The following is a 19817-nucleotide window of genomic DNA, read 5'->3' on the forward strand; positions in this document are numbered from 1 at the left end:
CGGTGTCGGAGTGCGGGGTGTCAGCCGCATGGATGCGGCTGCCAAGCCTACATGGACGTACTTGCGGCGTCCCCGCACTCCGACACCGCCCCGCCACAACACGGAAATCGCACTTTGGCAGTTGCTGTTGCCTTTGCTTGAAAGTTTCGGCGGGTGCAGGGCGCAGCCCTGCCGATACCCAACCTACTTGGCAGCAGCGATCTGCTTTTCGATGTCGGCGGCGGTCACCGGGCCAAGGAACGTGTGCGCCAGCTTGCCCTGCGGATCCAGCAGGTGCGTCAACGGCAAGCCGCGTGGCGTGGCGAAGTCCGCCGGCGGATCGAACGGGTCCACGATCACGATCGGATAGGTCACCGGATGCTTGGTCAGGAACGACTGCATCTCCGGCACCTCGATGTCTTCATAGGCCAGGCCGACCACTTCGATGTTGCTGCGCATCGCATGCAGCGCCGACAGCTCGGGCATCTCCTTGCGGCACGGGGCACACCAGGTCGCCCAGAAGTTCACCACCACCCACTTGCCGCGGTGCGCGGCCAGGTCGTAGTCGCTGCCGTCCACCGCCTTCATCTTCAGCGTCGGGAACTCGGCGGTGGTACGTTCGGCCGGGGTCTCCTCCACCGCTGCGGGGGTGGCCGGGGTCGGTGCCTGTGCCGGTGGCTGGCTGCTGGCGGGGGTGGGCTCCTGGGCCGGCTTGCAGGCCGACAGCGCCAGCAACAGTGCCAGCGGCAGCAGCAACGGGGTCTTGCGGGTCATGGCATGTCTCCGGAATCGGTGTAGATATCGCTGACCCTGCGCTTCAGGCGTTCACGCAGGGGCAGTCGCAGATCGTCCAGCGCCGCCAATGCGGCACGTCCCAGGCTGTCATCACGATACGGCAAGTGCTGCTCGGCCACCGGGATGCGCAGCTGGGTGCATTCGTAAAGATCGGCCAGGCTGACCTGGTCCAGATCGCGCGACAGCAGCCACTCGCCGCGCTCATCGCGGCGCAGCAGGTCGATGTCCTGCAGATTGCAGATCAGGTCCTGCAGCAGTGAATCGGTCAGCATCGGCTCCAGCCGCAGGATCTCGTCATCGGCCAGGCCCTTGCCCTTCGCCCGTGCATGCTGGAAGCGGCCGAGCAGGCGAAGCAGTCCATAGAACTCATACCCCTGCGGCAGGCGCAGTTCCACCGGCTGGTAGCGGAAGGCCGCCATCGACGAAGACAATGATGCGCCCAGCAGCACCGCCACCCAGCACAGGTAGATCCACAGCAGCAGGATCGGCACGAAGGCCACCGTGCCATACAGCTTCTGGTAGGACTGGAAGCTGCCCAGATAGGCCCCGATGCCCCACTTCACCAGCTCCAGGATCACCGCCGCCAGAATCGCGCCGGGTATCGCGTGCCGCCACTTCACGGTGTGGTGCGGCACCACCCGGAACATCAGCGTGATGCAGACGAACTCGATCAGGATCGGCGCCAGCCGCAGGGCCAGTTCGGCCAGCCAACGGCCCTCCTGGGTACCGAACAACGGCAACGCGAACACCCGCGCCGACACCGCCAGCGACGCAGCGGCGAGCATCGCGCCCAGGGTCAGCACGGTCCAGTAGACCAGGAAGCGGGTCAGCTTGGGCCGGGTGGAGCCAACCCGCCAGATCTGGTTGAAGGTCTCTTCCACGCTGTTGAGGGTGATCAGCAGCGATACCACCAGCGCGATGAAGCCGGCGGCGGTGAGCTGGCCGGCGCTGGCCGAGAACTGCCGCAGGTAGCCCTCGGCCGCGCGCGCGGCGTTGGGCACGAAGTTGGAGAAGACGTAGTCGCTGAGCTGGTCGCTCCAGCGGTCGAAAACGGGGAAGGCCGAGAGCACGCCGAACACCACGATGGCCAGCGGCACCAGCGCGAACACCGTGGTATAGGCCAGCGCCGCCGCTGCCTGGAACAGGCGGTCGTCGAGGAAGCGATGCCACAGGAAGCGGCCGAAACTGATGGCCCGTGCGCGATCCCGCGCGCGCTCCATCCACAGGTTGAGCGTATCCAAAGGTTCCATCGGCGAAAGGGTACCCGATGCGGAATGCTGGCAGGATAGCCATACTGGTGGCCACACGACGAGGAGAAGCGGGCACGATGGGCGAGATTCTGGTGCTGTACTACAGCCGGGGCGGTTCGGTGGCACGGCTGGCGCGCCAGATCGCGCGGGGCGTCGGCGAAGTGCCTGGCATGAGCGCGCGCCTGCGCACGGTGCCGCCGGTGGCTGCGGTGACCCAGACCGCACAGCCGCCGGTGCCCGACGATGGCGCCCCCTACGTGAGCGTGCAGGACCTGGCCGAATGCCAGGGCCTGCTGCTCGGCAGCCCGACCCGCTTCGGCAACATGGCCGCGCCGGTGAAGCATTTCCTCGACGGGCTCGGCGCCGAATGGGTCAACGGCACCCTGTCGGGCAAGCCGGCCGGGGTGTTCACCTCGACTGCTTCGATGCATGGCGGCCAGGAATCGACCCTGCTGTCGATGCAGGTACCACTGCTGCACCATGGCTGCGTGATCGTCGGCATCCCGTTCACCGAGCCGGCGCTGAGCCACACCACCAGTGGCGGCACGCCGTATGGCGCCAGCCACGTGGCCGGTGCCGCCGACGACCCGCAGCCGACCGACGATGAAGCCGTGCTTGCGCGCGCGCTTGGCCGCCGGGTGGCCGACATCGCGCAGCGGTTGGCCCGATGAGCACCGGGCAGCGCACGGTCCTGCTGCTGGCCCTGATGGGGCTGGCTGCGCTGTTCGCCGGCTGGTTCATCAATGACAAGCACTGGCTGGCCACCCAGCTGGTGTTTACCGCGCCACCGCTCGCGCTGGCCATTGCGCTGCGCCTGGGATGGCGCAGGACGGGTTTCTGGGCCTCGGTGCTGGCCCTGGGCTGGTTCAGCCACGGCGTGATGAGCGCCTGGAGCCACCCGCAGACGCGCTGGCTGGCGCTGATCGAAATCACACTGGCCCTGCTGGTGATCTTCAGCGCCAGCCTGCCAGGGCTGCGCGCCCGCTTCGGCAAGCGACGCTGACGCTGCGCCCGCCGGGCCGTATCATCTGTGCTCCCGGCCCCGCGCCGCTGCACCTGTCCTGGTTTCGCGCATGCACATGATGGAAGAGCTCCTGGTCGTCACCACCGGTGGCACGATCGACAAGATCTACTTCGACGACAAGTCGGACTACCAGATCGGCGATCCGCAGATCGGCATGATCCTGCGCGAGCTGGGCGTGACGTTCCGCTTCAACGTGATTCCGATCCTGCGCAAGGATTCGCTGCACATCAACGATGAGGACCGCGAGCTGATCCGCGCCACCATCGCCGCGCAGCCGACCCGGCACGTGCTGGTGACCCACGGCACCGACTCGATGGTGCAGACCGGCAAGGTGCTGGCGACGATTCCGGACAAGACCATCGTGATGACCGGTGCACTGAGCCCGGCACGCTTCCGCGGCTCGGATGCGGAGTTCAACATCGGCTGTGCGATCGGTGCGGTGCAGTCGCTGCCGAGCGGCGTGTACATCGCCATGAACGGCCGCATTTTCGACCCGCAGCACGTGCGCAAGAACGTGGCCGCGAACCGCTTCGAATCGGTCTGAGGAACAGCGTGCCGACCAAGGTCGGCACCCACCATGGCGCGGCGGCACGTACCACCGCCGGCCCCATGCAAGAACGCCCCGGCCTGGGCCGGGGCGTGCCCATGGAGAGGGACTTGGGCTCAGTACTGGGCGTTGAGGGTCACGCCCGAGAAAGTGCTGTACGCCTTCACCCGCACATACCAGGTACCGGCGGCCGGACTGTTCACCGTGCAGGTCTCGCTGTTGCCGCTCAGGTACGGACGGCAGGTGTACACCGTGTCGGTCGGCGCGCTGCCCTGGCGGATGTAGAGGTCGGCGTCACCGGTGCCGCCGCTGATCGCCACGCGCAGCTGGCTGCTGCCGGCCGGGACATTGACGGTGTAGCTGAGCGATGAACCACTGCTGGCCGACAGGCCGGTGACCGGCACATTGTTCTGCAGGACGTTGCCGCCCGGATTCGGAGTGCCGCCCCCGTTGATGGCCGCGGACACCGCAGCGTTGGCGTCGATGATCCCGGCACCGCAGCCACCCGAGCATGACCCCGGCAGCGGGCGTGCGGTGCTCTTGATGATGCTCTCGACCTGCGCCGGGCTAAGCGGGCTTGGCGCGACCGATTGCATCAGCGCAACCACGCCGGCCACATGCGGCGCCGCCATCGAGGTGCCGTTGTACGACGCGTAGCTGGCGCTGCCCGGCGTGGTGGTGCCGGTGTTGAGCGTGGACAGGATGCTCTGGCCCGGTGCCGAGATGTCGATGCCGGTGCCGTAGTTGGAGAAGCTGGCACGCGCGCCGGCCGAGGTTGTGGCCGCCACGGCAATCACGTTCGGGCAGTTGGCCGGCACCGACGAGGACACGTTGGTGTTGCTGTTGCCGGCGGCGACCACCACGGTGGTGCCACGGCCGACAGCGCCATTGATCGCATTCTGGTAGGTGGTGGAGCAACTGCCGCCACCACCCAGCGAGAGGTTGATGACTTCAGCCGGATTGGCATTGGCCGGCACGCCACTGACGGTGCCGCCGGAAGCCCATACGATCGCGTCGGCGATGTCGGAGGTGTAACCGCCGCACTTGCCGAGCACGCGCACCGGCACAACCTTGGCGTTGAACGCGGTACCGGCCACGCCGGTGCTGTTGTTGGTCACTGCCGCCACAGTGCCGGCGACGTGGGTACCGTGCCAGCTGGAGTTGGAGGCCGGGATGCCCGAGCCGCACTCGTTGGCGCCGTACCAGTCGCCTTCATCGTTCGGGTTGTTGTCGCGACCGCCACCATCGCGCGCCATCGCGGCGTCGCTGATGAAGTCGTAGCCGGGCAGGATGTTGGCGTTGAGATCGGGGTGGTTGGTGATGCCGGTGTCGATCACCGCCACGACCACGCCGGTGCCGGTCGACTTGTCCCAGGCCGGCTGCACGTTGATCGACGCATTGGAGGTACCGAAGCCCCACTGTTCGCTGAAGCGGGTGTCGTTCGGGGTCAGCGTCGCGCGCATGATCTGGTCGACTTCGACGTACTCCACGTTCGGATCGGCGGCCAGCTTGCGCATCAGCAGCTCGGATTCAGCCTGGTCGAGCGGGCGATCGGTCCTGACCAGGGTCGGGCCGACGGCCAGCTTGCGGACCTGCTGCAGGCCCAGTGCGCGGCCCTGGCTGCTGGCCAGGCCGGCGGCGGCATTCTTCAGTGAAGAGGCCAGTGCGGTGGTGTTGGCCACCGGCGCACTGCCGTCGCGGTACTTCACGATGAAACGCTGGTGGGTCGGCGCGGACTGCAGGCCGCTGAGCTGGACATCGCCGGCCAGCGCAGGCGTGGCCAGCAGCAGCGATGACAGAACGGACGCACCAAGGACCACCCACACTCGACGCACACGCGGTTGCGTTACCTGGGACATCGTATTTCCCTTTCTTGTGGTGTGAATGCCGGAATCGGCAGAAGCACCGGCCCGAACCCTGGGCTGGCTTGCATTGGCGAGGTTCGAAGTCCGGCGAGCCAGCGGATCCCCCTAACGATCCGCCGTGCAGATGACGCTAATGGCCGAAACCGGACACCACAAGATTTTCAGCGTCTTTTCAGCTAGATGAAATGTTCGTTCTGAGACTTTTCGGGTCAAGGGTTTGTGAAGGTGAAGGAACTTTCTCGCGTCCTGCACAGACCTGACTGGGCCATCACATGTCCCGGAATGACTTTGCCGACATCGGCGTCCGCCGATCCGGAGTCAAATCCTTTTTCACGCGGAAAGGGATCTGACCCCCTTGGCCTGAAATGCAGAAAGCCCGTCGCGGGGACGGGCTTTCCAGAAGCGCAGCCGGGCGCGGGCCCGGCTCTACGATTCGATGTGGGCGATCAGCCCAGCTTGACCAGCCAGTTGTGGCGGTCCGGCAGGCGGCCGTACTGGATGTCGGTCAGTTCCTTGCGCAGCGACATGGTCACCTCGCCGGCCGGGGCGTTGATGTCGCCCACCGAGAAGCCCTCGCCCTTCAGCTGGCCGATCGGGGTGACCACCGCGGCGGTGCCACAGGCAAACACTTCGCTGATCGCACCGGAGGCGACGCCGTCCTTCCACTCGTCGATGCTGACCTTGCGTTCTTCGACCTTCATGCCGCGGTCGCGGGCCAGCTGCAGGATGCTCTCGCGGGTGATGCCCTCGAGGATGCTGCCCGACAGTTCCGGGGTGACCAGCGTGCCGTCCTTGTAGACCAGGAACACGTTCATGCCGCCCAGTTCTTCCAGGTACTTGCCTTCGACCGGGTCGAGGAACAGCACCTGCGAGCAGCCCTGTGCCTGCGCCTTCTGCTGCGGCAGCAGCGAGGCGGCGTAGTTGCCACCGCACTTGGCAGCACCGGTGCCGCCCTTGGCCGCACGCGCGTATTCGGTAGACAGCCAGATCGACACCGGGGCAACGCCCTTGGCGAAGTACGGGCCGGCCGGGCTGGCGATGACGTAGTAGCCGGCCTTGTGCGCACCGCGCACGCCGAGGAAGGCTTCATCGCCGATCATGAACGGGCGGAAGTACAGGCTCGACTCGTCGGCCGACGGCACCCAGTCGCTGTCGACGGCGATCAGCTGCTTCAGCGATTCGACAAAGATCTCCACCGGTAGTTCCGGCAGCGCCAGGCGCTGCGCCGAACGCTGCAGGCGACGGCCGTTGGCATCCGGGCGGAAGGTCCAGATCGAGCCGTCAGCATGGCGGTAGGCCTTGATGCCTTCGAAGATCTCCTGGCCGTAGTGCAGCACGGCCGCGGCCGGGTCCAGCTGCAGCGGGCCGTAGGCACGCACGCTGGCGTTGTGCCAGCCGGTGTCCTTGTCCCAGCGCACTTCCACCATGTGATCGGTGAAGTGCAGGCCGAAGCCCGGCTTCTCCAGGATCTTGGCGCGCTCTTCAGCGCTGCGCGGGTGGTCCGAACGGGTGACGGCGAAGCTGGGAATGGACTGGGACACCGGAGATTTCCTGTTCTGGTTGCGGGTATTGCCGGGCCCGCGTCACTGCGGGCCGTGGGTCAAAGCATGCCGGTCTCGAGCCGGGCCGCCTCGGACATCATGTGCTGGTTCCACGGCGGGTCGAACACCAGGTCGACGTCGGCCTCGGCCACCGTCGGGATCATTTCGAGCTTGCTGCGCACGTCGTCGACCAGGATCTCGCCCATGCCGCAACCCGGTGCGGTCAGGGTCATCTTCACATCGATCTCGCGCTTGCCTTCGTCCAGGTGCTTGATCTCGACCTCGTAGACCAGGCCCAGTTCGACGATGTTCACCGGAATTTCGGGGTCGAAGCAGGTGCGCAGCTGCTGCCATACCAGCTGTTCCACCTGTTCATCGGTGGCGTCGGCCGGCAGTTCCAGCGGTGCCGGCGCTTCCTTGCCGATGGCGTCGCCGTCCTTGCCGGCGATGCGGAACAGGTTGCCCTCGACGAACACCGAATAACTGCCGCCCAGCGCCTGGGTGATGTACCCATAGCTGCCGGCGGGCAGGGTCACGGTGTCGCCCTGCGGGACCATCACGGCCTCGCAATCGCGTTCGAAGTGGACAGGTTCGCTGCTACGGGAATACATGGGGACCGATATGGGGCCGTGGCCGGGGCCACGCAAGACGGCATTCTAGCCCAGCCGCCCTGCCGCCGCCGGTGCACTGCGGCAAACCACAGTATCCTGTGGGTGATCTTCAGGGAGCTTCGATGTCCTCCAATGCCGCGCGTGCCAGGACCGTGACCTGGCTCTGGCCCATCATGCTGTTGCTGGGCCTGCTTGTTGCTCCCCTCGCCTGGATGGTGCTGGCGCTGATGACCGGCCGGCAGGTCGGCTGGATGGCGGTCGTGACCGCCCTGGAACTGGTGTTCATGCTGCGCATGGGTACGCTGGGCCCGGGCCGGCTGCGCATTGCACTGGTCGTGCTGGGCACCCTGCTGGTGACCGCCGTCGCCAACTGGACCATCGCCAGCGCCTGGATGGGCGGCTCGATCGGGCTGGACCTGTGGGACGCGACCCTGCGGATGGGCCCGCACCTGGCCTGGACCCTGATCGCCCTCGCCAATGGCGCGGTGGAATGGCTGTGGCTGGCGCTGGGCGTGGCCGTGGGCGCCTGGCTGGCGCGCTGACCGCGCAGATCCACGTCACGCGTGGATGAGGGTAGCGCCGGGCCATGCCCGGCGAGCGCAGCGGTCCGCACGAAACGCCGCCGGGCATGGCCCGGCGCTACCGGTACGGCCTCAATGCCCGCCGTCGAGCGCCTTCAACTCGCTGACCAGCGAGGCTGCCGCTTCGGCACCATCGCCGTACAGCATGCGGGCGTTGTCGGCGTAGAACAGCGCATTCTCGATGCCCGCAAAACCAGTGCCCTTGCCGCGCTTGATCACCACCACGTTGCGCGCATTGACGACGTCCAGCACCGGCATGCCGTAGATCGGGCTGGCCGGGTCGGTGCGTGCCACCGGATTGACCACGTCGTTGGCACCAATCACCAGCACCACGTCGGTGTTGGCGAACTCCGGGTTGATGTCGTCCATGTCGGCGATCAGGTCGTAGGGCACACCCGCTTCGGCCAGCAGCACGTTCATGTGCCCGGGCATGCGCCCGGCCACCGGATGGATGGCGAACTTCACCTTCACCCCGCGCTGGCCCAGCCGCTGCGCCAGCTCCCAGATCTTGTGCTGGGCCTGCGCCACGGCCATGCCGTAACCAGGCACGATTACCACGCGTTCTGCGTAGGCCATCATCGCCGCGACATCCGACGCTTCAATCGGCTTCTGCGCACCGCTGATCGCCTGCGCTTCCCCGCCGGCGCCACCACCGAAGTTGGAGAACAACACATTGCGGATCGGCCGGTTCATCGCCTTGGCCATCAGCCGGGTCAGCAGGATGCCGGCGGCGCCGACCATCATGCCCGCGATGATCAATGCCTCGTTGCCCAGCACGTAGCCTTCGAACGACACCGCCAGGCCGGTGAACGCGTTGTACAGCGAGATCACCACCGGCATGTCGGCGCCACCGATAGGCAGCGTCATCAGCACGCCCAGCGCCAGCGCCAGTACGAAGAAGGCGACGATCGCCCAGGTGCTGAGCGTGCTGGCGGCGATGATCGCCAGCACCACCACGGCCAGCGCCACCAGCAGGTTCATCACCTGCTGGCCGGGCCAGGTCACGCGCTTGTCCAGGCGCCCATCCAGCTTGGCCCAGGCAATCACCGAACCGGACAGCGACACGGCACCGATCGCCGCGCCGACCACCGCCAGCAGCAGCACCGTGCCCGACGGCTGGCGCGCGGCCAGGTCGGCCAGCGCCTGCGCGCTCCAGTGGCGGGTATCGCGATGGGCCAGGAAGGCGTAGCGCAGCAGTTCCACCGCACCGATCGCCGCCGCCGAGCCACCGCCCATGCCGTTGTACAGCGCCACCATCTGTGGCATGTCGGTGATGGCGACCTTGCCGGCCGACCACCAGGCAAGGCCGGCGCCGAGCAGCAGCGCCACCAGGATCAGCGGCACGTTGTGCAGTTCGGGGAGCAAGAAGGTCGCCACCGTGGCCAGCAGCATGCCCAGCCCTGCCCAGCGGATGCCGCTGCGCGCGGTCAGCGGCGAGGCCATGCGCTGAAGGCCCAGAAGGAACAGCGTGGCGGCAGCGAGGTAACTGGCCTTGACCAGCCAATCGAGCAGTTCGACGGTGCTGATGTTCAAGCCTGCGGCTCCTTCGGTTCGTCCTGGCCACCCTTGGGCGCGCTCGGCTTGAACATTTCCAGCATGCGCGCGGTGACCACGTAGCCACCGGCGGCGTTGCCGGCACCGAGCACCACGGCGAGGAAGCCCAGGGCTTTCTCCAGCGGCGTCTGCGCATGCCCCAGCACCACCATCGCGCCGATCAGCACGATGCCGTGGATGAAGTTGGAGCCCGACATCAGCGGCGTATGCAGGATCACCGGCACCCGCGAAATGATCACGTGGCCGGCGATGGCCGCCAGCATGAAGATGTACAGCGCCACGAACCCGTCACTCACTGGCAACGCTCCTGCTCTGTCTTCGTCGTCCCATCATAACCATGGGCTGAACCCCGCGTGCACCCGGCGTCAACCGAAGCGGCGCTCACGCGTTGTCGATGGTGACCCCGAGCGAGGAACCGTACCCTGTGCTGGTGAGCAGCCCCGTCCCCCCGAGCGCCGAGACCGATGCCCCGCCGGCATCGCTGGAGGCGTTCCTGGCCAGCGTCGGCCCGCGTGCGTTCCGCTTCGCCGAGGCCGGCCTGCGCCAGCGCGAAGACGCCATGGATGCGGTGCAGGACGCGCTGATGCGCATGCTGGACTACGCCGACAAGCCGGCGGCCGAATGGGCGCCGCTGTTCTGGAGCATCCTGCGCCGGCGCGTGATCGACGTGCAGCGCCGGCGCCGCTTCCGCCTGCCGTTCTGGCGCGACAACCAGGACGCGGAAGGCGGCGGGATCGACTGGGCCGATCCCGGCCCCGACCCGGCACAGGCGCATGAACAGCGCCAGCAGTACCAGCAGCTGGTGGACGCGTTGCGCCGCCTGCCCGCCCGCCAGCGCGAGGCCTTCACCCTGCGCGTGCTGCAGGACCTGGACGGGGCCACCACTGCCCGCGCCATGGGCTGCAGCGAAGGCGCGGTAAAAACCCATCTGGCACGCGCCCGGCAGGCGCTGCAGGATTATCTGGAGATCCACCCGTGAAACGCTCCCTGCCTTCCGACGACACCCTGCGCAGCCTGCATGCGCAGTCGCTGCAGGCCCTGTCGCCTGCAACGTTGGCCCGGCTGCGCCACGCTCGCCACGGCGCCACGGCCGCCCACCGGGGGCGCTGGCGCTGGTGGCTGGCCAGTGCATGCTCGCTGGTGGTGGCGCTGGGGATAGGCCTGCAGTTCACCGGCCATGGCACGCTGACGGGCCCTGCGCCGGCACCTGTGCTTGCCGCGGTGGAAGACAACAGCGCGCTCTACGACGAAAATCCCGATCTGTACCTGTGGCTGGGCGATACCGACCTGGCGATGGAGTGAATCATGCCCCGACTGCACACCCTGCCCCTGCTGATGACCCTGTTGCTGCTGCCGGCCGTCCCGGCGGTGGCGCAGACCGCCGCGCCCGCCCCTGCCGCACGCCCTGCGCCGGCCGCACCGCTGCCGGCCTGGGAACAGTTGAGTGAAGCGCAGCGGGAGTCCCTGCTGGCGCCGCTACGCGACCGCTGGAACAGCGCCGATGCCGGCCAGCGCCAGCGCATGCTCTCGCACGGCCAGCGCTGGCAATCGATGAGTCCGGAAGAGCGCGACAAGGCCCGCCGCGGCCTGCGCCGCTTCGAGCACATGAGCCCGGAACAGCGCGAGCAGGCCCGCGCCCTGTTCGGCCAGATGCGGGGGCTGCCCCCCGCGCAGCGCGATGCCCTGCGCGAGCGCTGGTCACAGATGACGCCGGAACAGCGCAAGGACTGGGTGCGCGACAACCCGCCGCCGGCGAAGCCCCGGTAAGGCCAGATTCAATCCTCTGTAGCGCCGAGCCCACGCCCGGCTGCTTCATCGCGTCTGCGCAAGCCGAGCATGGGCTCGGCTCTACAGCATGCAGGTCAGGTCACGCCTGCCAGCGCGTCTTGGCCAGCAACTCGTCTTCCCAGTCGAAACCGAGCTGCCCTTCGCGCACGAACAGCGCGACGAAGTTGAGCAGGTTGCGCGCATACATCTCGCTGGCCTGGGTCGCGCCGCGGCTGGCCAGGCCCAGTGGGCCATCAATGGTCACGCCCTGGTGTTCGATGCACTGCCCCGGCTGGGTCAGAGCGCAGTTGCCACCGCTCTCGGCAGCCAGATCCACGATCACGCTGCCAGCAGCCATGCCCTCCACCATTGCCGCAGTCACGATCGTCGGCGCCGGTCGCCCCGGCACCGCTGCGGTGCAGATCACCACATCCACGCTGCGCAGGTGGTCGGCCAGCCGGCGCTGCTGCTCGGCGCGCTCCTCATCACTCAGTGCGCGCGCATAACCGCCCTCGCCGGCCGCACTCACCCCCAGGTCGAGGAAGCGTGCACCCAGTGACTGGATCTGCTCGCGGGTTTCCGGGCGCACGTCGAAGCCTTCCACCTGTGCACCGAGGCGGCGCGCGGTGGCAATGGCCTGCAGGCCCGCCACGCCGGCACCGATCACCAGCACCTTGGCCGGGCGCACAGTGCCGGCGGCGGTGGTCAGCATCGGGAAGAAACGCGGTGCACGTTCTGCAGCGATCAGCGCCGCCTTGTAGCCGGCCATGCCGGCCTGCGAACTGAGTACATCCATCGCCTGCGCACGGGTGGTGCGCGGCAGCTGCTGCAGCGGGAACAGCTGCAGGCGACCATCGGTCGCCAGCGCGGCCAGCGCCGGATCGCTGGCCGGGGCCAGCAGGCCGACCACGCTGGCGCCGGGCTTGAGCTGTTCCAGCACCGCCGCAGGGGGGGCCTGCACGCACAGCAGGATGTCGATCTCGGCCCAGCGGCCCGCGTCGAAGACGCGTGCACCGGCATCGTCATAGGCGGCGTCGGTGAAACCAGCGGCCAAACCCGCGCCCGCCTCATACCAGACGGCAATGCCCATGGCCCCGAGCTTGCGCGCGGTTTCCGGCGTCAGCGCCACGCGCCGTTCGCCCGGCGCGGTCTCCTTGATCCCCAGCAACGCCACGGCCATGCAGGTCCCCGCTGATCGGTGAGTTTTCCCGATCCTAGCAGGCGGCCACGGCTCAGTGCAGCGTTGCGCTGCCCGGGTCCAGCCGATCGATCACACCCTGCATCGCGCTGTCGAAGGCGCCATCGTCAACGTGGGCACGCAGGCGGCCCAGCCGCACCATCACCGCCAGTTCTTCCGGCGAGGCCACGCAGAAGCGCACGCCACGACGGTTGACGAACAACAGACGCGAGGAAATCGGGCTGACCCAGGACAGCTTGCCGGCCTGGACCTTGCCGTCCTTGTCGACGAAATCCAGCCAGTTGCCGATTTCCATGCGGCGGAAGCGGTCGGCATCGGCGTTGTCGAAATCGTCGGCGTCGATCTGCCCGCCGAGCTCGACCGCTGGCGATTCAGCCACCGGCGGTACCGGCAACGCGACCTGCGGCAGCTCCGGCAGCGCGCGCTGCAGCTCCGGCCGCGATTCGGCAATGCCCTGCAAGGTGTCATGCAGGGCATCAATGGCGCCGGTGGCGGCATCACCGTGCACGCCAACGCTGCCGAACACCTTGGCCAGCGCCGGCTGCCAGGCCTGCAGCCATGGCTTGCCGACGATCTGGCGGCGCGCCTCGGCCACTTCCTCCAGCAGGCCGTCGGCCAGGCTCAGTGCCTCGGCCACCGACGCGCCCTCCTCGCCCTCGCGCAGCAGGGCCAGGGTCAGGTGGTGCTGCCACGGCTGGCGCAGGAACTCGGCGATGGCCGGCGGCAGGGAGGCATCGCCGATGCGACGGTCCAGTTCGGCACCTGCCCGGCTGCGGGCCATTTCCAGCTTTTCCTGGCCACGCTGCGTTTCGGCGGCGCGCCGCTCGGCGATTTCCACGCGGCGGCGGTGCTGCACGAGGAACTCGCGGAATTCCTCTTCCAGGGTCAGGAAGATCGCCAGGTTCTCGTTGAACTCGGCCACCAGCCGTTCGATGATCTCCTCGACCTTGGCCATCAGCATGCGCTCGGCCTGGCTTTCGCCGGTGTTGCCTTCGCAGGCCTCGGCCAGCGAGTTGAGCAGCTTGCGCGCCGGATGGGTCTTCTGCACGAACATGCGACGGTCGAGCATCGCCACCTTGACGAAGGGCACCACCAGGCGGCCGATCAGCTCGCGCGAGCGGCCTTCCAGTTCGCGCTCGTCCAGCATCACGTCGAACAGCATGCCCACCAGGTCGATCGCATCCTCGTCCTGCGGGTCCAGCCGGGTCTGGCCCGGATCGACGCCCAGCCGGGTCGCGCTGGACAGTACTTCACTCTTCAAGCGCTGCGCCAGGGATTCGCCGTCCTCGCCGATGGCCGCGCGCAGGGTGGCGCTGGGCGTGGCCTGCAGCAGTGACAGCACCGACATCATCTCGCGCTGGCTCAACGGGCGATGCTGGCCGACCGCGACCTGCGCGGCCGAGGTGGCATCCTCGCGAACGTGACGGGTCTGCTGCAGCAGCTCATGCAGGGCCTCCAGCAGCATGCCCTGCTGGCCGGCATACGCCTCGCCGTTGCCGGCATCGTCGCCCCCGAGATGCTGCTGCATGTGGCCACGGCGCTCGGACCAGCGCGCGGCGAAGCGCTGCGCCCAGGCCGGCGCGGCCTGCTCATCATCGCTGAACTCGGATTCCAAGCCCGCCGCGTGGCGCGGCTCGACCAGATCATCCGCCCCCGCCGCCATGCGCGGGTCGGGCGCGGCCGACAATGGACGCCGCGGGGCCCCCACCTGCGACATCACGCCAGCGGCGGCCAGCTGCTCGTCCAGCTTCTCGTAGATGCGGCCCACCGGCGCGCGCAGGTCGCGCTCGCACAGCTTGATCAGCACCAGGTGCACTTCCGGCGCCAGCTCGCAGCCGGCAAAGGCCTCGTGGATGGCCACGCCCAGGTGTTCGGGGCTGACCGGGTTGTGGTCGGCATCCAGCTCGGCGCCGCCGATCAGGCGGCCCAGGCGCCGGTCGAGCCGCGCCAGCACCGGCTTGAAGTCGCGCAGCAGCACGGTGGCGAAATTGCGCACCGCCAGCCGCGATTCCAGTACATGTTCGGCCAGCAGGCTCAGGCCATCTTCGGCAGGACCGGACAGGGTCGCCTCGGCCGACAGCGGCTCGCCGCTGGCGAGCGCGTCCCAAGCCCGCTGCAGATGGCCGGCGAAGGCACCGGCGATGTCCTCGCGGCGGCGGCGCAGTTCACGCATCGCATCCAGGAACAGCAGCTGCGACGAACCGGCATTGCCGGCGCGGTCGAACAGTGCGTCGTCGAAACGCGCCAGTGCGGCCCCGAAAACCTGGCACAGCGCGGGCAGGACCATGTCCCGGGCACGCTGCAACTGGACCGGGTCACGACCCGGCGATCCCATCGGTGTGGGCGCGCTCATCATTCGGGAAGGCTCCCCACCTTCTCTGGTACGACAGTCAGCATGGACATCGCGGCGGCCGGCACACCCCATGTACCGGTACGTCGATGGTAGGCCGGCCAGCCCGTCACGGACAGTGAAACAGTCCTCACTTCAAACCTCATGACCGGCGGCCCGGCAAGATGGATATCGTAAGCCGTGCAAGGCCCACGAGGCGAGAGCAGGCGGCCGTCCCTTTCCCGCCAGTGGCATGATGTTCATCACAGTTTGGTATTCAGGGGCTGGACGCGACCCAGACGGCGTCTTCGACCACCCCGACTATAATCAAATGCCCGTGATGACCGGTTCAGACTCCATGCCCGACCCCACTGCCCTGCTTGCCCTGGATGCCCGCCGCTCGGTGCCCTCGCGGCAATTGGGCGAGCCCGGCCCGGACCCGGCAACCCTGCAGCGCATGCTGGCCTCGGCCGTACGCGTGCCCGACCACGGCAAGCGGGTACCGTTCCGCTTCCTGAAGATCGCCGGCGATGCACGTCACACTCTGGGCGACTTCCTGGCTGAACGCAGCCGCCAGCGCGACCCACATGCGGGCGAGGCCGTGTTCGAGAAGGACCGCCAGCGTTTCAGCCACGCACCGCTGGTGATCGTGGTGGTGGCCAGCCCGCGGCCGGACCCGAAGGTGCCCGAACAGGAACAGCTGATGACCGCCGGCTGCGTCTGTTTCGCCCTGCTGCAGGCCGCGCAGGCGCTGGGCTTCGGCGCGCAGTGGCTGACCGCCTGGATGGCCTTCGACCCCGCCGTGCACGCCTACCTGGGCCTGGCCGAGGGCGAGAGCGTCGCCGGTTTCATCCATATCGGTACGCCGAAGGCCGCCGTGCCCGAGCGCGAGCGTCCGGACCCGGCCGCGCTGCTGCGCGACTGGACGCCGCCGGCATGAGCCTGCCGGCACCGCCGCCTTCGCTGTACCTGGTCGATGCCAGCATCTACGTGTTCCGCGCCTGGCACTCGCTGCCGGACCAGTTCCAGGACGCGCAGGGCTGGCCGACCAATGCCGTGCACGGTTTCGCCCGCTTCCTGCTGGACCTGCTCGAGCGCGAGCGCCCGCAGCACATCGCCATCGCCTTCGATGAAGCGCTCGACAGCGGCTTCCGCCACCGCCTGTACCCGGCCTACAAGGCCAACCGTGATCCGGCACCGGAAGCACTCAAGCGGCAGTTCGTGCACTGCAAGGCGTTATGCGCGGCGTTGGGCCTGGCGGTGCTGGCGCACCACGAATACGAGGCCGACGACCTGATCGGCAGCGCCCTGCACGTTCACCGCAGCAGCCATCGCGGCGTGATCATCTCCGCCGACAAGGACCTGTCGCAGCTGCTGGCCGACCATGACGAGCAGTGGGACTATGCGCGCAACCAGCGCTGGAACGTGGCCGGGGTGAAGGCGCGGCACGGCGTGCACGCGCACCAGATTGCCGACTACCTGGCGCTGTGCGGCGATGCGGTGGACAACATTCCCGGTATCAGTGGCGTGGGCAGCAAGTCCGCCGCCGTGCTGCTGGCCCATTTCGGCAGCATGGATGCACTGTACGAACGCCTGGACGAAGTGCCGTTCCTGCGCCTGCGCGGCGCGGCCCAGATGGCGGTGCGCCTGCGCGAGCAGCGCGAGCATGCCCGGCTCTGGCGCCAGCTGACCACCATCGCGCTGGACGCGCCGCTGGAAGGCAGCCAACCCGGCCTGCTGCGCCAGGCGGCCGACCCGGAACTGCTCGGTGGCCTGTGCCAGACCCTTCGATTCGGCCCGATGACCCGCCGCCGGCTGTTCGATGCCGCTGGCGTGGCCGACCCTCTTCCCACCCACAGCGAGCCCGCATGAGCCAGCGCAATACCGAAGCCCCGCGTGTCGTCTATGAAGGCAAGTACCAGCGCATGGTCGTGCGCGGCACCTGGGAATACAGCGAACGCACCCACGCCGGCGGCCTGGCGGCGATCATCATCGCCGTCACCCCGGAGGACAAGGTGCTGTTCGTCGAACAGTTCCGTGTACCGCTGCAGGCCCCCACCATCGAGATGCCGGCCGGCCTGGTCGGCGACATCCACGCCGGCGAATCGATTGAAGTCTCGGCCGTGCGCGAGCTCGAGGAAGAAACCGGCTGGACCGCCGATCACGCCGAAGTGCTGCTGATCGGCCCGACCTCTTCCGGCGCCAGCAGCGAGAAGATCGCCTTCGTGCGCGCCACCGGCCTGCGCCGGATCGGCGAAGGGGGTGGCGACGACAGCGAGGACATCATCGTCCACGAGATTCCGCGCAGTGAGGCAGCGGCCTGGCTGGTGCAGAAGATGGGCGAAGGCTACGAGCTGGATGCCAAGCTCTGGGCCGGGCTGTGGATGATCGAGCATCACCTGGACGGACGCCCGCGTGGCTGACGCCGACCTGCATGCGCTGCCGGCGCTGCTCGGCGCCGACGACCCGGCGATCTACACCCTCCACCGGCCGCAGGGCGCGTCGCCGTACCTGCTGCTGGCCGACCACGCCGGCCAGCAGGTGCCGCGTGCGCTGGCCGATCTTGGATTGCCGCAGAGCGAACTGGACCGCCACATCGGCTGGGACATCGGCATCGCCGGCACCACCCGTGCACTGGCTAAACGGCTGGATGCCTGGGCGATCGAACAGACCTATTCGCGGCTGCTGATCGACTGCAACCGCCCACTGGCCTCGCCCACGCTGATTCCGGAGGTGAGCGACCACACCGTGGTGCCCGGCAATGCCGCGCTGTCGGCGGCGCAGCGGCAGCAGCGCATCAATGCGATCCACGCACCGTACCACGCCCGCATCGATGCGGAACTGGACGCGCGCCGCGCTGCCGGCCGCCCCACCCTGCTGGTGATGATGCACAGCTTCACCCCTGTTATGAACGGCGCGCAGCGACCGTGGCACGCCGGCGTGCTGTACCACCAGGACACGCGCTTTGCGCATGCCCTGCTGCAGGCACTGCGCGATGAAGGCGACCTGGTGGTCGGTGACAACGAACCGTATTCGGTCAGCAGTACCAGCGACTACGCGGTACCGGTGCATGGTGAAGGGCGCGGCCTGGTGCACGTGGAGCTGGAGATCCGCCAGGACCTGATCGCCGATGCCGCCGGGCAGCAGGCGTGGGCAGAGCGGCTGGCGCGGATCTTCAGCGCGTTGCAGCCGCAGTTGCTGGCGCTGGGTTGAATGCGCGTGGATCCATTCCGGATCGGTAGTGCCGGCCGCTGGCTGGAAACCTCAGGGTAGTTGGATCAATGTGTTTGCCGGCCAGCGGCCGGCACTGCCACAGGCGCGGCACATCCACCCACGGCAGCGCCTTCAATCATGCCTCGTTGGCCGGGCAGACGGTGGCGGCCGATTCGGCCGGCACCGGGCGCAGGCCCAGCGCGATCACCACGCCGAACAGTGAAAACAAGGCGGCACCGTATTCGGCGCGCACCAGCCCGGCCAGTGCACTCGGCGAACCGGCTGCACCCGCATGGGCATTGGCCACCATCACCAGCACCGCCAGGCCCAGCGCACCACCGATCTGCTGCGCGGTCGCCGCCATGCCAGATGCAACACCCTGCTGTGCGGACGGCACGCCCTGCCCGGCCACGATCCACATCGAGGTCCAGGTCATGCCCTGGCCGATGCTCAGCACTACCACGCCGGGCAGCAGCGGCCAGAAGTTCGAGGCGTGCGGGAGTGTTGCTGCGACCCAGGCGATGCCAACGGCACCGGCCAGCTGGCCGAGCACCAGCACCTTGCGTGCACTCCAGCGCTTCAGCGCCCACTCCGCCAGCTGGATGCCGACCGTGCACACCGCCGTCGCCGGCAGGAAAGCCAGGCCGGCCTGCAGCGGGCTCCAGCCGTAGCCGTCCTGGAAGTACAGCGCCATGAAGTAGTACTGCACTCCATAGCTGCTCATGAAGGCGAAGGTCAGGCCCAGTGCCGCGCGCAGTCCGGGCAGCCGCAGCAACGCGAACTGCATCAGCGGATCGCGGCTGCGCTGTTCGATCTGCACGAACGCCACCAGCAGCAGCACCGACAGCAACAGGCAGCCCAGCGTGGCCGGCGCAGTCCAGCCCCACTCCGGCCCTTGCACGAGGGTGGTGACCAGCAGACTGCCGCCGGCAGTGACGGTGAGGCAACCGGCCAGATCGAAGGAACGGCCCTGCAGACGCGGGCCATCGGCCGGCAACCACGCGCCCGCAGCGACCGCGCAGGTGGTGGCCAGTGGCACGATCACCGCCAGCACCGCCGGCCAGCCGAACGCCTGGGTCAGCACGCCGCCGAGCAGCGTGCCCAGCGCCAGGCCCACCGCGCTGGCCATGCTCCAGATCGCAAGTGCACGGTTGCGCACCGGACCTTCCGCATACAACGTGTTGATCAGCGCCAGCGTGGCCGGGAACAGCAATGCCGCGCCGATGCCCTGCGCCGCACGCGCGATGATCAGCAGGGTGGCGTTCGGCGCCAGCGCGCCGAGCAGCGACGCCAGTGCGAACAGCAGCATGCCCAGCCGGTAGAAGCGGCGACGGCCGATCAGGTCGGCGGCACGGCCACCCAGCAGCAGGCTGCCGCCGAAGGCCACGGTGTAGGCACTGACGACCCATTGCAGCTGCTGTGCGTTGATCTGCAGCGCGCGCCCCATGTCGTGCAGGGCGACGAAGATGATGGTGGCATCCAGGGCGATGATCAGCTGGGCGGTGGCCAGCAGGGCCAGCGCCCAGCGCGGGTACTTGAGGGGAGGCATCGTCGGTCCGGTGC

At 68.2% G+C, this 19817-nt stretch carries 21 protein-coding genes; 11 read left to right on the forward strand and 10 right to left on the reverse strand.

The genetic code is table 11. From position 1 onward, the window contains the following. Nucleotides 1–183: 183 nt before the first annotated feature. Together O0J15_RS09925 and O0J15_RS09930 are read right to left on the reverse strand one after the other, a co-directional pair. Nucleotides 184–753 (reverse strand): TlpA disulfide reductase family protein, encoded by a 570-nt coding sequence (locus O0J15_RS09925; RefSeq protein WP_099591109.1) that lies wholly within the window; start codon nt 751–753, stop codon nt 184–186. Beyond that, on the reverse strand, nt 750–2024 hold the full coding sequence (locus O0J15_RS09930; RefSeq protein WP_308305582.1) for a YihY family inner membrane protein: 1275 nt from the start codon (nt 2022–2024) through the stop codon (nt 750–752). Before O0J15_RS09930 ends, O0J15_RS09925 begins: the two co-directional genes overlap by 4 nt. A gap of 77 nt (nt 2025–2101) precedes the next feature. Here O0J15_RS09930 and wrbA point away from each other — a divergent pair, with 77 nt between their 5' ends. The 3 genes from wrbA (at nt 2102) to O0J15_RS09945 (ending at nt 3592) form a co-directional block, all read left to right on the forward strand. Further along, complete coding sequence (gene wrbA / locus O0J15_RS09935; RefSeq protein ID WP_021203211.1) at nt 2102–2695, forward strand: NAD(P)H:quinone oxidoreductase; 594 nt, start codon at nt 2102–2104, stop codon at nt 2693–2695. Further along, entirely contained in the window at nt 2692–3027 is a 336-nt protein-coding gene (locus tag O0J15_RS09940; RefSeq protein ID WP_019661155.1) for a DUF2069 domain-containing protein, read from the forward strand. Before wrbA ends, O0J15_RS09940 begins: the two co-directional genes overlap by 4 nt. Before the next feature lie 79 nt (nt 3028–3106). Continuing rightward, nucleotides 3107–3592 carry an asparaginase domain-containing protein gene (locus O0J15_RS09945; RefSeq protein ID WP_010481766.1) on the forward strand — a complete coding sequence of 162 codons (486 nt, stop codon included), beginning with the start codon at nt 3107–3109 and terminating at the stop codon, nt 3590–3592. A gap of 119 nt (nt 3593–3711) precedes the next feature. On the opposite strand, the gene O0J15_RS09950 is transcribed toward O0J15_RS09945, so the two are convergent. The 3 genes from O0J15_RS09950 to sufT all read right to left on the reverse strand — a co-directional run bounded on the left by O0J15_RS09950 (nt 3712) and on the right by sufT (nt 7612). Beyond that, the gene (locus O0J15_RS09950; RefSeq protein WP_019661154.1) at nt 3712–5454 is read right to left on the reverse strand and encodes a S8 family peptidase; all 1743 of its coding nucleotides are present in this window, start codon (nt 5452–5454) and stop codon (nt 3712–3714) included. 452 nt (nt 5455–5906) lie between these two features. Further along, complete coding sequence (locus O0J15_RS09955; protein ID WP_134735892.1) at nt 5907–7001, reverse strand: branched-chain amino acid aminotransferase; 1095 nt, start codon at nt 6999–7001, stop codon at nt 5907–5909. A gap of 59 nt (nt 7002–7060) precedes the next feature. Continuing rightward, complete coding sequence (gene sufT, locus O0J15_RS09960) at nt 7061–7612, reverse strand: putative Fe-S cluster assembly protein SufT (RefSeq protein WP_005415385.1); 552 nt, start codon at nt 7610–7612, stop codon at nt 7061–7063. A 122-nt stretch (nt 7613–7734) separates the two neighbouring features. Between sufT and O0J15_RS09965 the strand changes: the two genes are divergently transcribed. Further along, nucleotides 7735–8154: a hypothetical protein gene (locus O0J15_RS09965; RefSeq protein ID WP_019661152.1), complete on the forward strand. Its 420-nt coding sequence runs from the start codon at nt 7735–7737 to the stop codon at nt 8152–8154. Nucleotides 8155–8265: 111 nt separating this feature from the next. On the opposite strand, the gene O0J15_RS09970 is transcribed toward O0J15_RS09965, so the two are convergent. Next, nucleotides 8266–9726 carry an NAD(P)(+) transhydrogenase (Re/Si-specific) subunit beta gene (locus O0J15_RS09970; protein WP_134735891.1) on the reverse strand — a complete coding sequence of 487 codons (1461 nt, stop codon included), beginning with the start codon at nt 9724–9726 and terminating at the stop codon, nt 8266–8268. Next, nucleotides 9723–10043: an NAD(P) transhydrogenase subunit alpha gene (locus O0J15_RS09975; protein ID WP_019661150.1), complete on the reverse strand. Its 321-nt coding sequence runs from the start codon at nt 10041–10043 to the stop codon at nt 9723–9725. The genes O0J15_RS09970 and O0J15_RS09975 overlap by 4 nt, the downstream gene beginning before the upstream one ends. Nucleotides 10044–10141: 98 nt before the next feature. Between O0J15_RS09975 and O0J15_RS09980 the strand changes: the two genes are divergently transcribed. Genes O0J15_RS09980 through O0J15_RS09990 form a run of 3 tightly spaced genes read left to right on the forward strand, consistent with a single transcriptional unit; the run spans nt 10142 to nt 11514 of the window. Next, nucleotides 10142–10726, forward strand: a complete 585-nt coding sequence (locus tag O0J15_RS09980) for an RNA polymerase sigma factor (RefSeq protein ID WP_019661149.1) — start codon at nt 10142–10144, stop codon at nt 10724–10726. After that, the gene (locus O0J15_RS09985) at nt 10723–11049 is read left to right on the forward strand and encodes a hypothetical protein (protein ID WP_019661148.1); all 327 of its coding nucleotides are present in this window, start codon (nt 10723–10725) and stop codon (nt 11047–11049) included. The genes O0J15_RS09980 and O0J15_RS09985 overlap by 4 nt, the downstream gene beginning before the upstream one ends. Nucleotides 11050–11052: 3 nt before the next feature. Further along, nucleotides 11053–11514, forward strand: a complete 462-nt coding sequence (locus O0J15_RS09990; RefSeq protein WP_308305583.1) for a DUF3106 domain-containing protein — start codon at nt 11053–11055, stop codon at nt 11512–11514. A 100-nt stretch (nt 11515–11614) separates the two neighbouring features. On the opposite strand, the gene O0J15_RS09995 is transcribed toward O0J15_RS09990, so the two are convergent. Then, nucleotides 11615–12694: an NAD(P) transhydrogenase subunit alpha gene (locus tag O0J15_RS09995; RefSeq protein WP_019661146.1), complete on the reverse strand. Its 1080-nt coding sequence runs from the start codon at nt 12692–12694 to the stop codon at nt 11615–11617. A gap of 52 nt (nt 12695–12746) precedes the next feature. Beyond that, nucleotides 12747–15068: a DUF1631 domain-containing protein gene (locus O0J15_RS10000; RefSeq protein WP_021203205.1), complete on the reverse strand. Its 2322-nt coding sequence runs from the start codon at nt 15066–15068 to the stop codon at nt 12747–12749. Nucleotides 15069–15399: 331 nt separating this feature from the next. On the opposite strand from O0J15_RS10000, the gene O0J15_RS10005 reads away from it, so the two are divergent. The 4 genes from O0J15_RS10005 to O0J15_RS10020 are packed head-to-tail and all read left to right on the forward strand — an operon-like array spanning nt 15400 to nt 18254. Next, nucleotides 15400–15981, forward strand: a complete 582-nt coding sequence (locus O0J15_RS10005) for a nitroreductase (protein ID WP_308305584.1) — start codon at nt 15400–15402, stop codon at nt 15979–15981. Then, entirely contained in the window at nt 15978–16913 is a 936-nt protein-coding gene (locus O0J15_RS10010) for a 5'-3' exonuclease H3TH domain-containing protein (protein ID WP_019661143.1), read from the forward strand. The genes O0J15_RS10005 and O0J15_RS10010 overlap by 4 nt, the downstream gene beginning before the upstream one ends. Next, complete coding sequence (locus tag O0J15_RS10015) at nt 16910–17464, forward strand: NUDIX hydrolase (RefSeq protein ID WP_019661142.1); 555 nt, start codon at nt 16910–16912, stop codon at nt 17462–17464. Before O0J15_RS10010 ends, O0J15_RS10015 begins: the two co-directional genes overlap by 4 nt. After that, nucleotides 17457–18254, forward strand: a complete 798-nt coding sequence (locus O0J15_RS10020) for an N-formylglutamate amidohydrolase (protein ID WP_308305585.1) — start codon at nt 17457–17459, stop codon at nt 18252–18254. Before O0J15_RS10015 ends, O0J15_RS10020 begins: the two co-directional genes overlap by 8 nt. Nucleotides 18255–18390: 136 nt before the next feature. Here the strand turns inward: O0J15_RS10020 and O0J15_RS10025 are convergent, their stop codons facing one another. Further along, complete coding sequence (locus O0J15_RS10025; protein ID WP_308305586.1) at nt 18391–19803, reverse strand: MFS transporter; 1413 nt, start codon at nt 19801–19803, stop codon at nt 18391–18393. Between the last annotated feature and the right edge of the window lie 14 nt (nt 19804–19817).

This window comes from Stenotrophomonas sp. Sm10 (assembly GCF_030985515.1).
Taxonomy (GTDB): domain Bacteria; phylum Pseudomonadota; class Gammaproteobacteria; order Xanthomonadales; family Xanthomonadaceae; genus Stenotrophomonas; species Stenotrophomonas hibiscicola.

Coding starts and splice junctions, on each gene's coding strand:
- O0J15_RS09925 (WP_099591109.1), bottom strand. CDS start 753: ATGACCCGCAAGACCCCGTTGCTGCTGCCGCTGGCACTGTTGCTGGCG.
- O0J15_RS09930 (WP_308305582.1), bottom strand. CDS start 2,024: ATGGAACCTTTGGATACGCTCAACCTGTGGATGGAGCGCGCGCGGGAT.
- wrbA (WP_021203211.1), top strand. CDS start 2,102: ATGGGCGAGATTCTGGTGCTGTACTACAGCCGGGGCGGTTCGGTGGCA.
- O0J15_RS09940 (WP_019661155.1), top strand. CDS start 2,692: ATGAGCACCGGGCAGCGCACGGTCCTGCTGCTGGCCCTGATGGGGCTG.
- O0J15_RS09945 (WP_010481766.1), top strand. CDS start 3,107: ATGGAAGAGCTCCTGGTCGTCACCACCGGTGGCACGATCGACAAGATC.
- O0J15_RS09950 (WP_019661154.1), bottom strand. CDS start 5,454: ATGTCCCAGGTAACGCAACCGCGTGTGCGTCGAGTGTGGGTGGTCCTT.
- sufT (WP_005415385.1), bottom strand. CDS start 7,612: ATGTATTCCCGTAGCAGCGAACCTGTCCACTTCGAACGCGATTGCGAG.
- O0J15_RS09965 (WP_019661152.1), top strand. CDS start 7,735: ATGTCCTCCAATGCCGCGCGTGCCAGGACCGTGACCTGGCTCTGGCCC.
- O0J15_RS09980 (WP_019661149.1), top strand. CDS start 10,142: ATGGTGACCCCGAGCGAGGAACCGTACCCTGTGCTGGTGAGCAGCCCC.
- O0J15_RS09990 (WP_308305583.1), top strand. CDS start 11,053: ATGCCCCGACTGCACACCCTGCCCCTGCTGATGACCCTGTTGCTGCTG.
- O0J15_RS09995 (WP_019661146.1), bottom strand. CDS start 12,694: ATGGCCGTGGCGTTGCTGGGGATCAAGGAGACCGCGCCGGGCGAACGG.
- O0J15_RS10000 (WP_021203205.1), bottom strand. CDS start 15,068: ATGATGAGCGCGCCCACACCGATGGGATCGCCGGGTCGTGACCCGGTC.
- O0J15_RS10005 (WP_308305584.1), top strand. CDS start 15,400: ATGCCCGACCCCACTGCCCTGCTTGCCCTGGATGCCCGCCGCTCGGTG.
- O0J15_RS10010 (WP_019661143.1), top strand. CDS start 15,978: ATGAGCCTGCCGGCACCGCCGCCTTCGCTGTACCTGGTCGATGCCAGC.
- O0J15_RS10015 (WP_019661142.1), top strand. CDS start 16,910: ATGAGCCAGCGCAATACCGAAGCCCCGCGTGTCGTCTATGAAGGCAAG.
- O0J15_RS10025 (WP_308305586.1), bottom strand. CDS start 19,803: ATGCCTCCCCTCAAGTACCCGCGCTGGGCGCTGGCCCTGCTGGCCACC.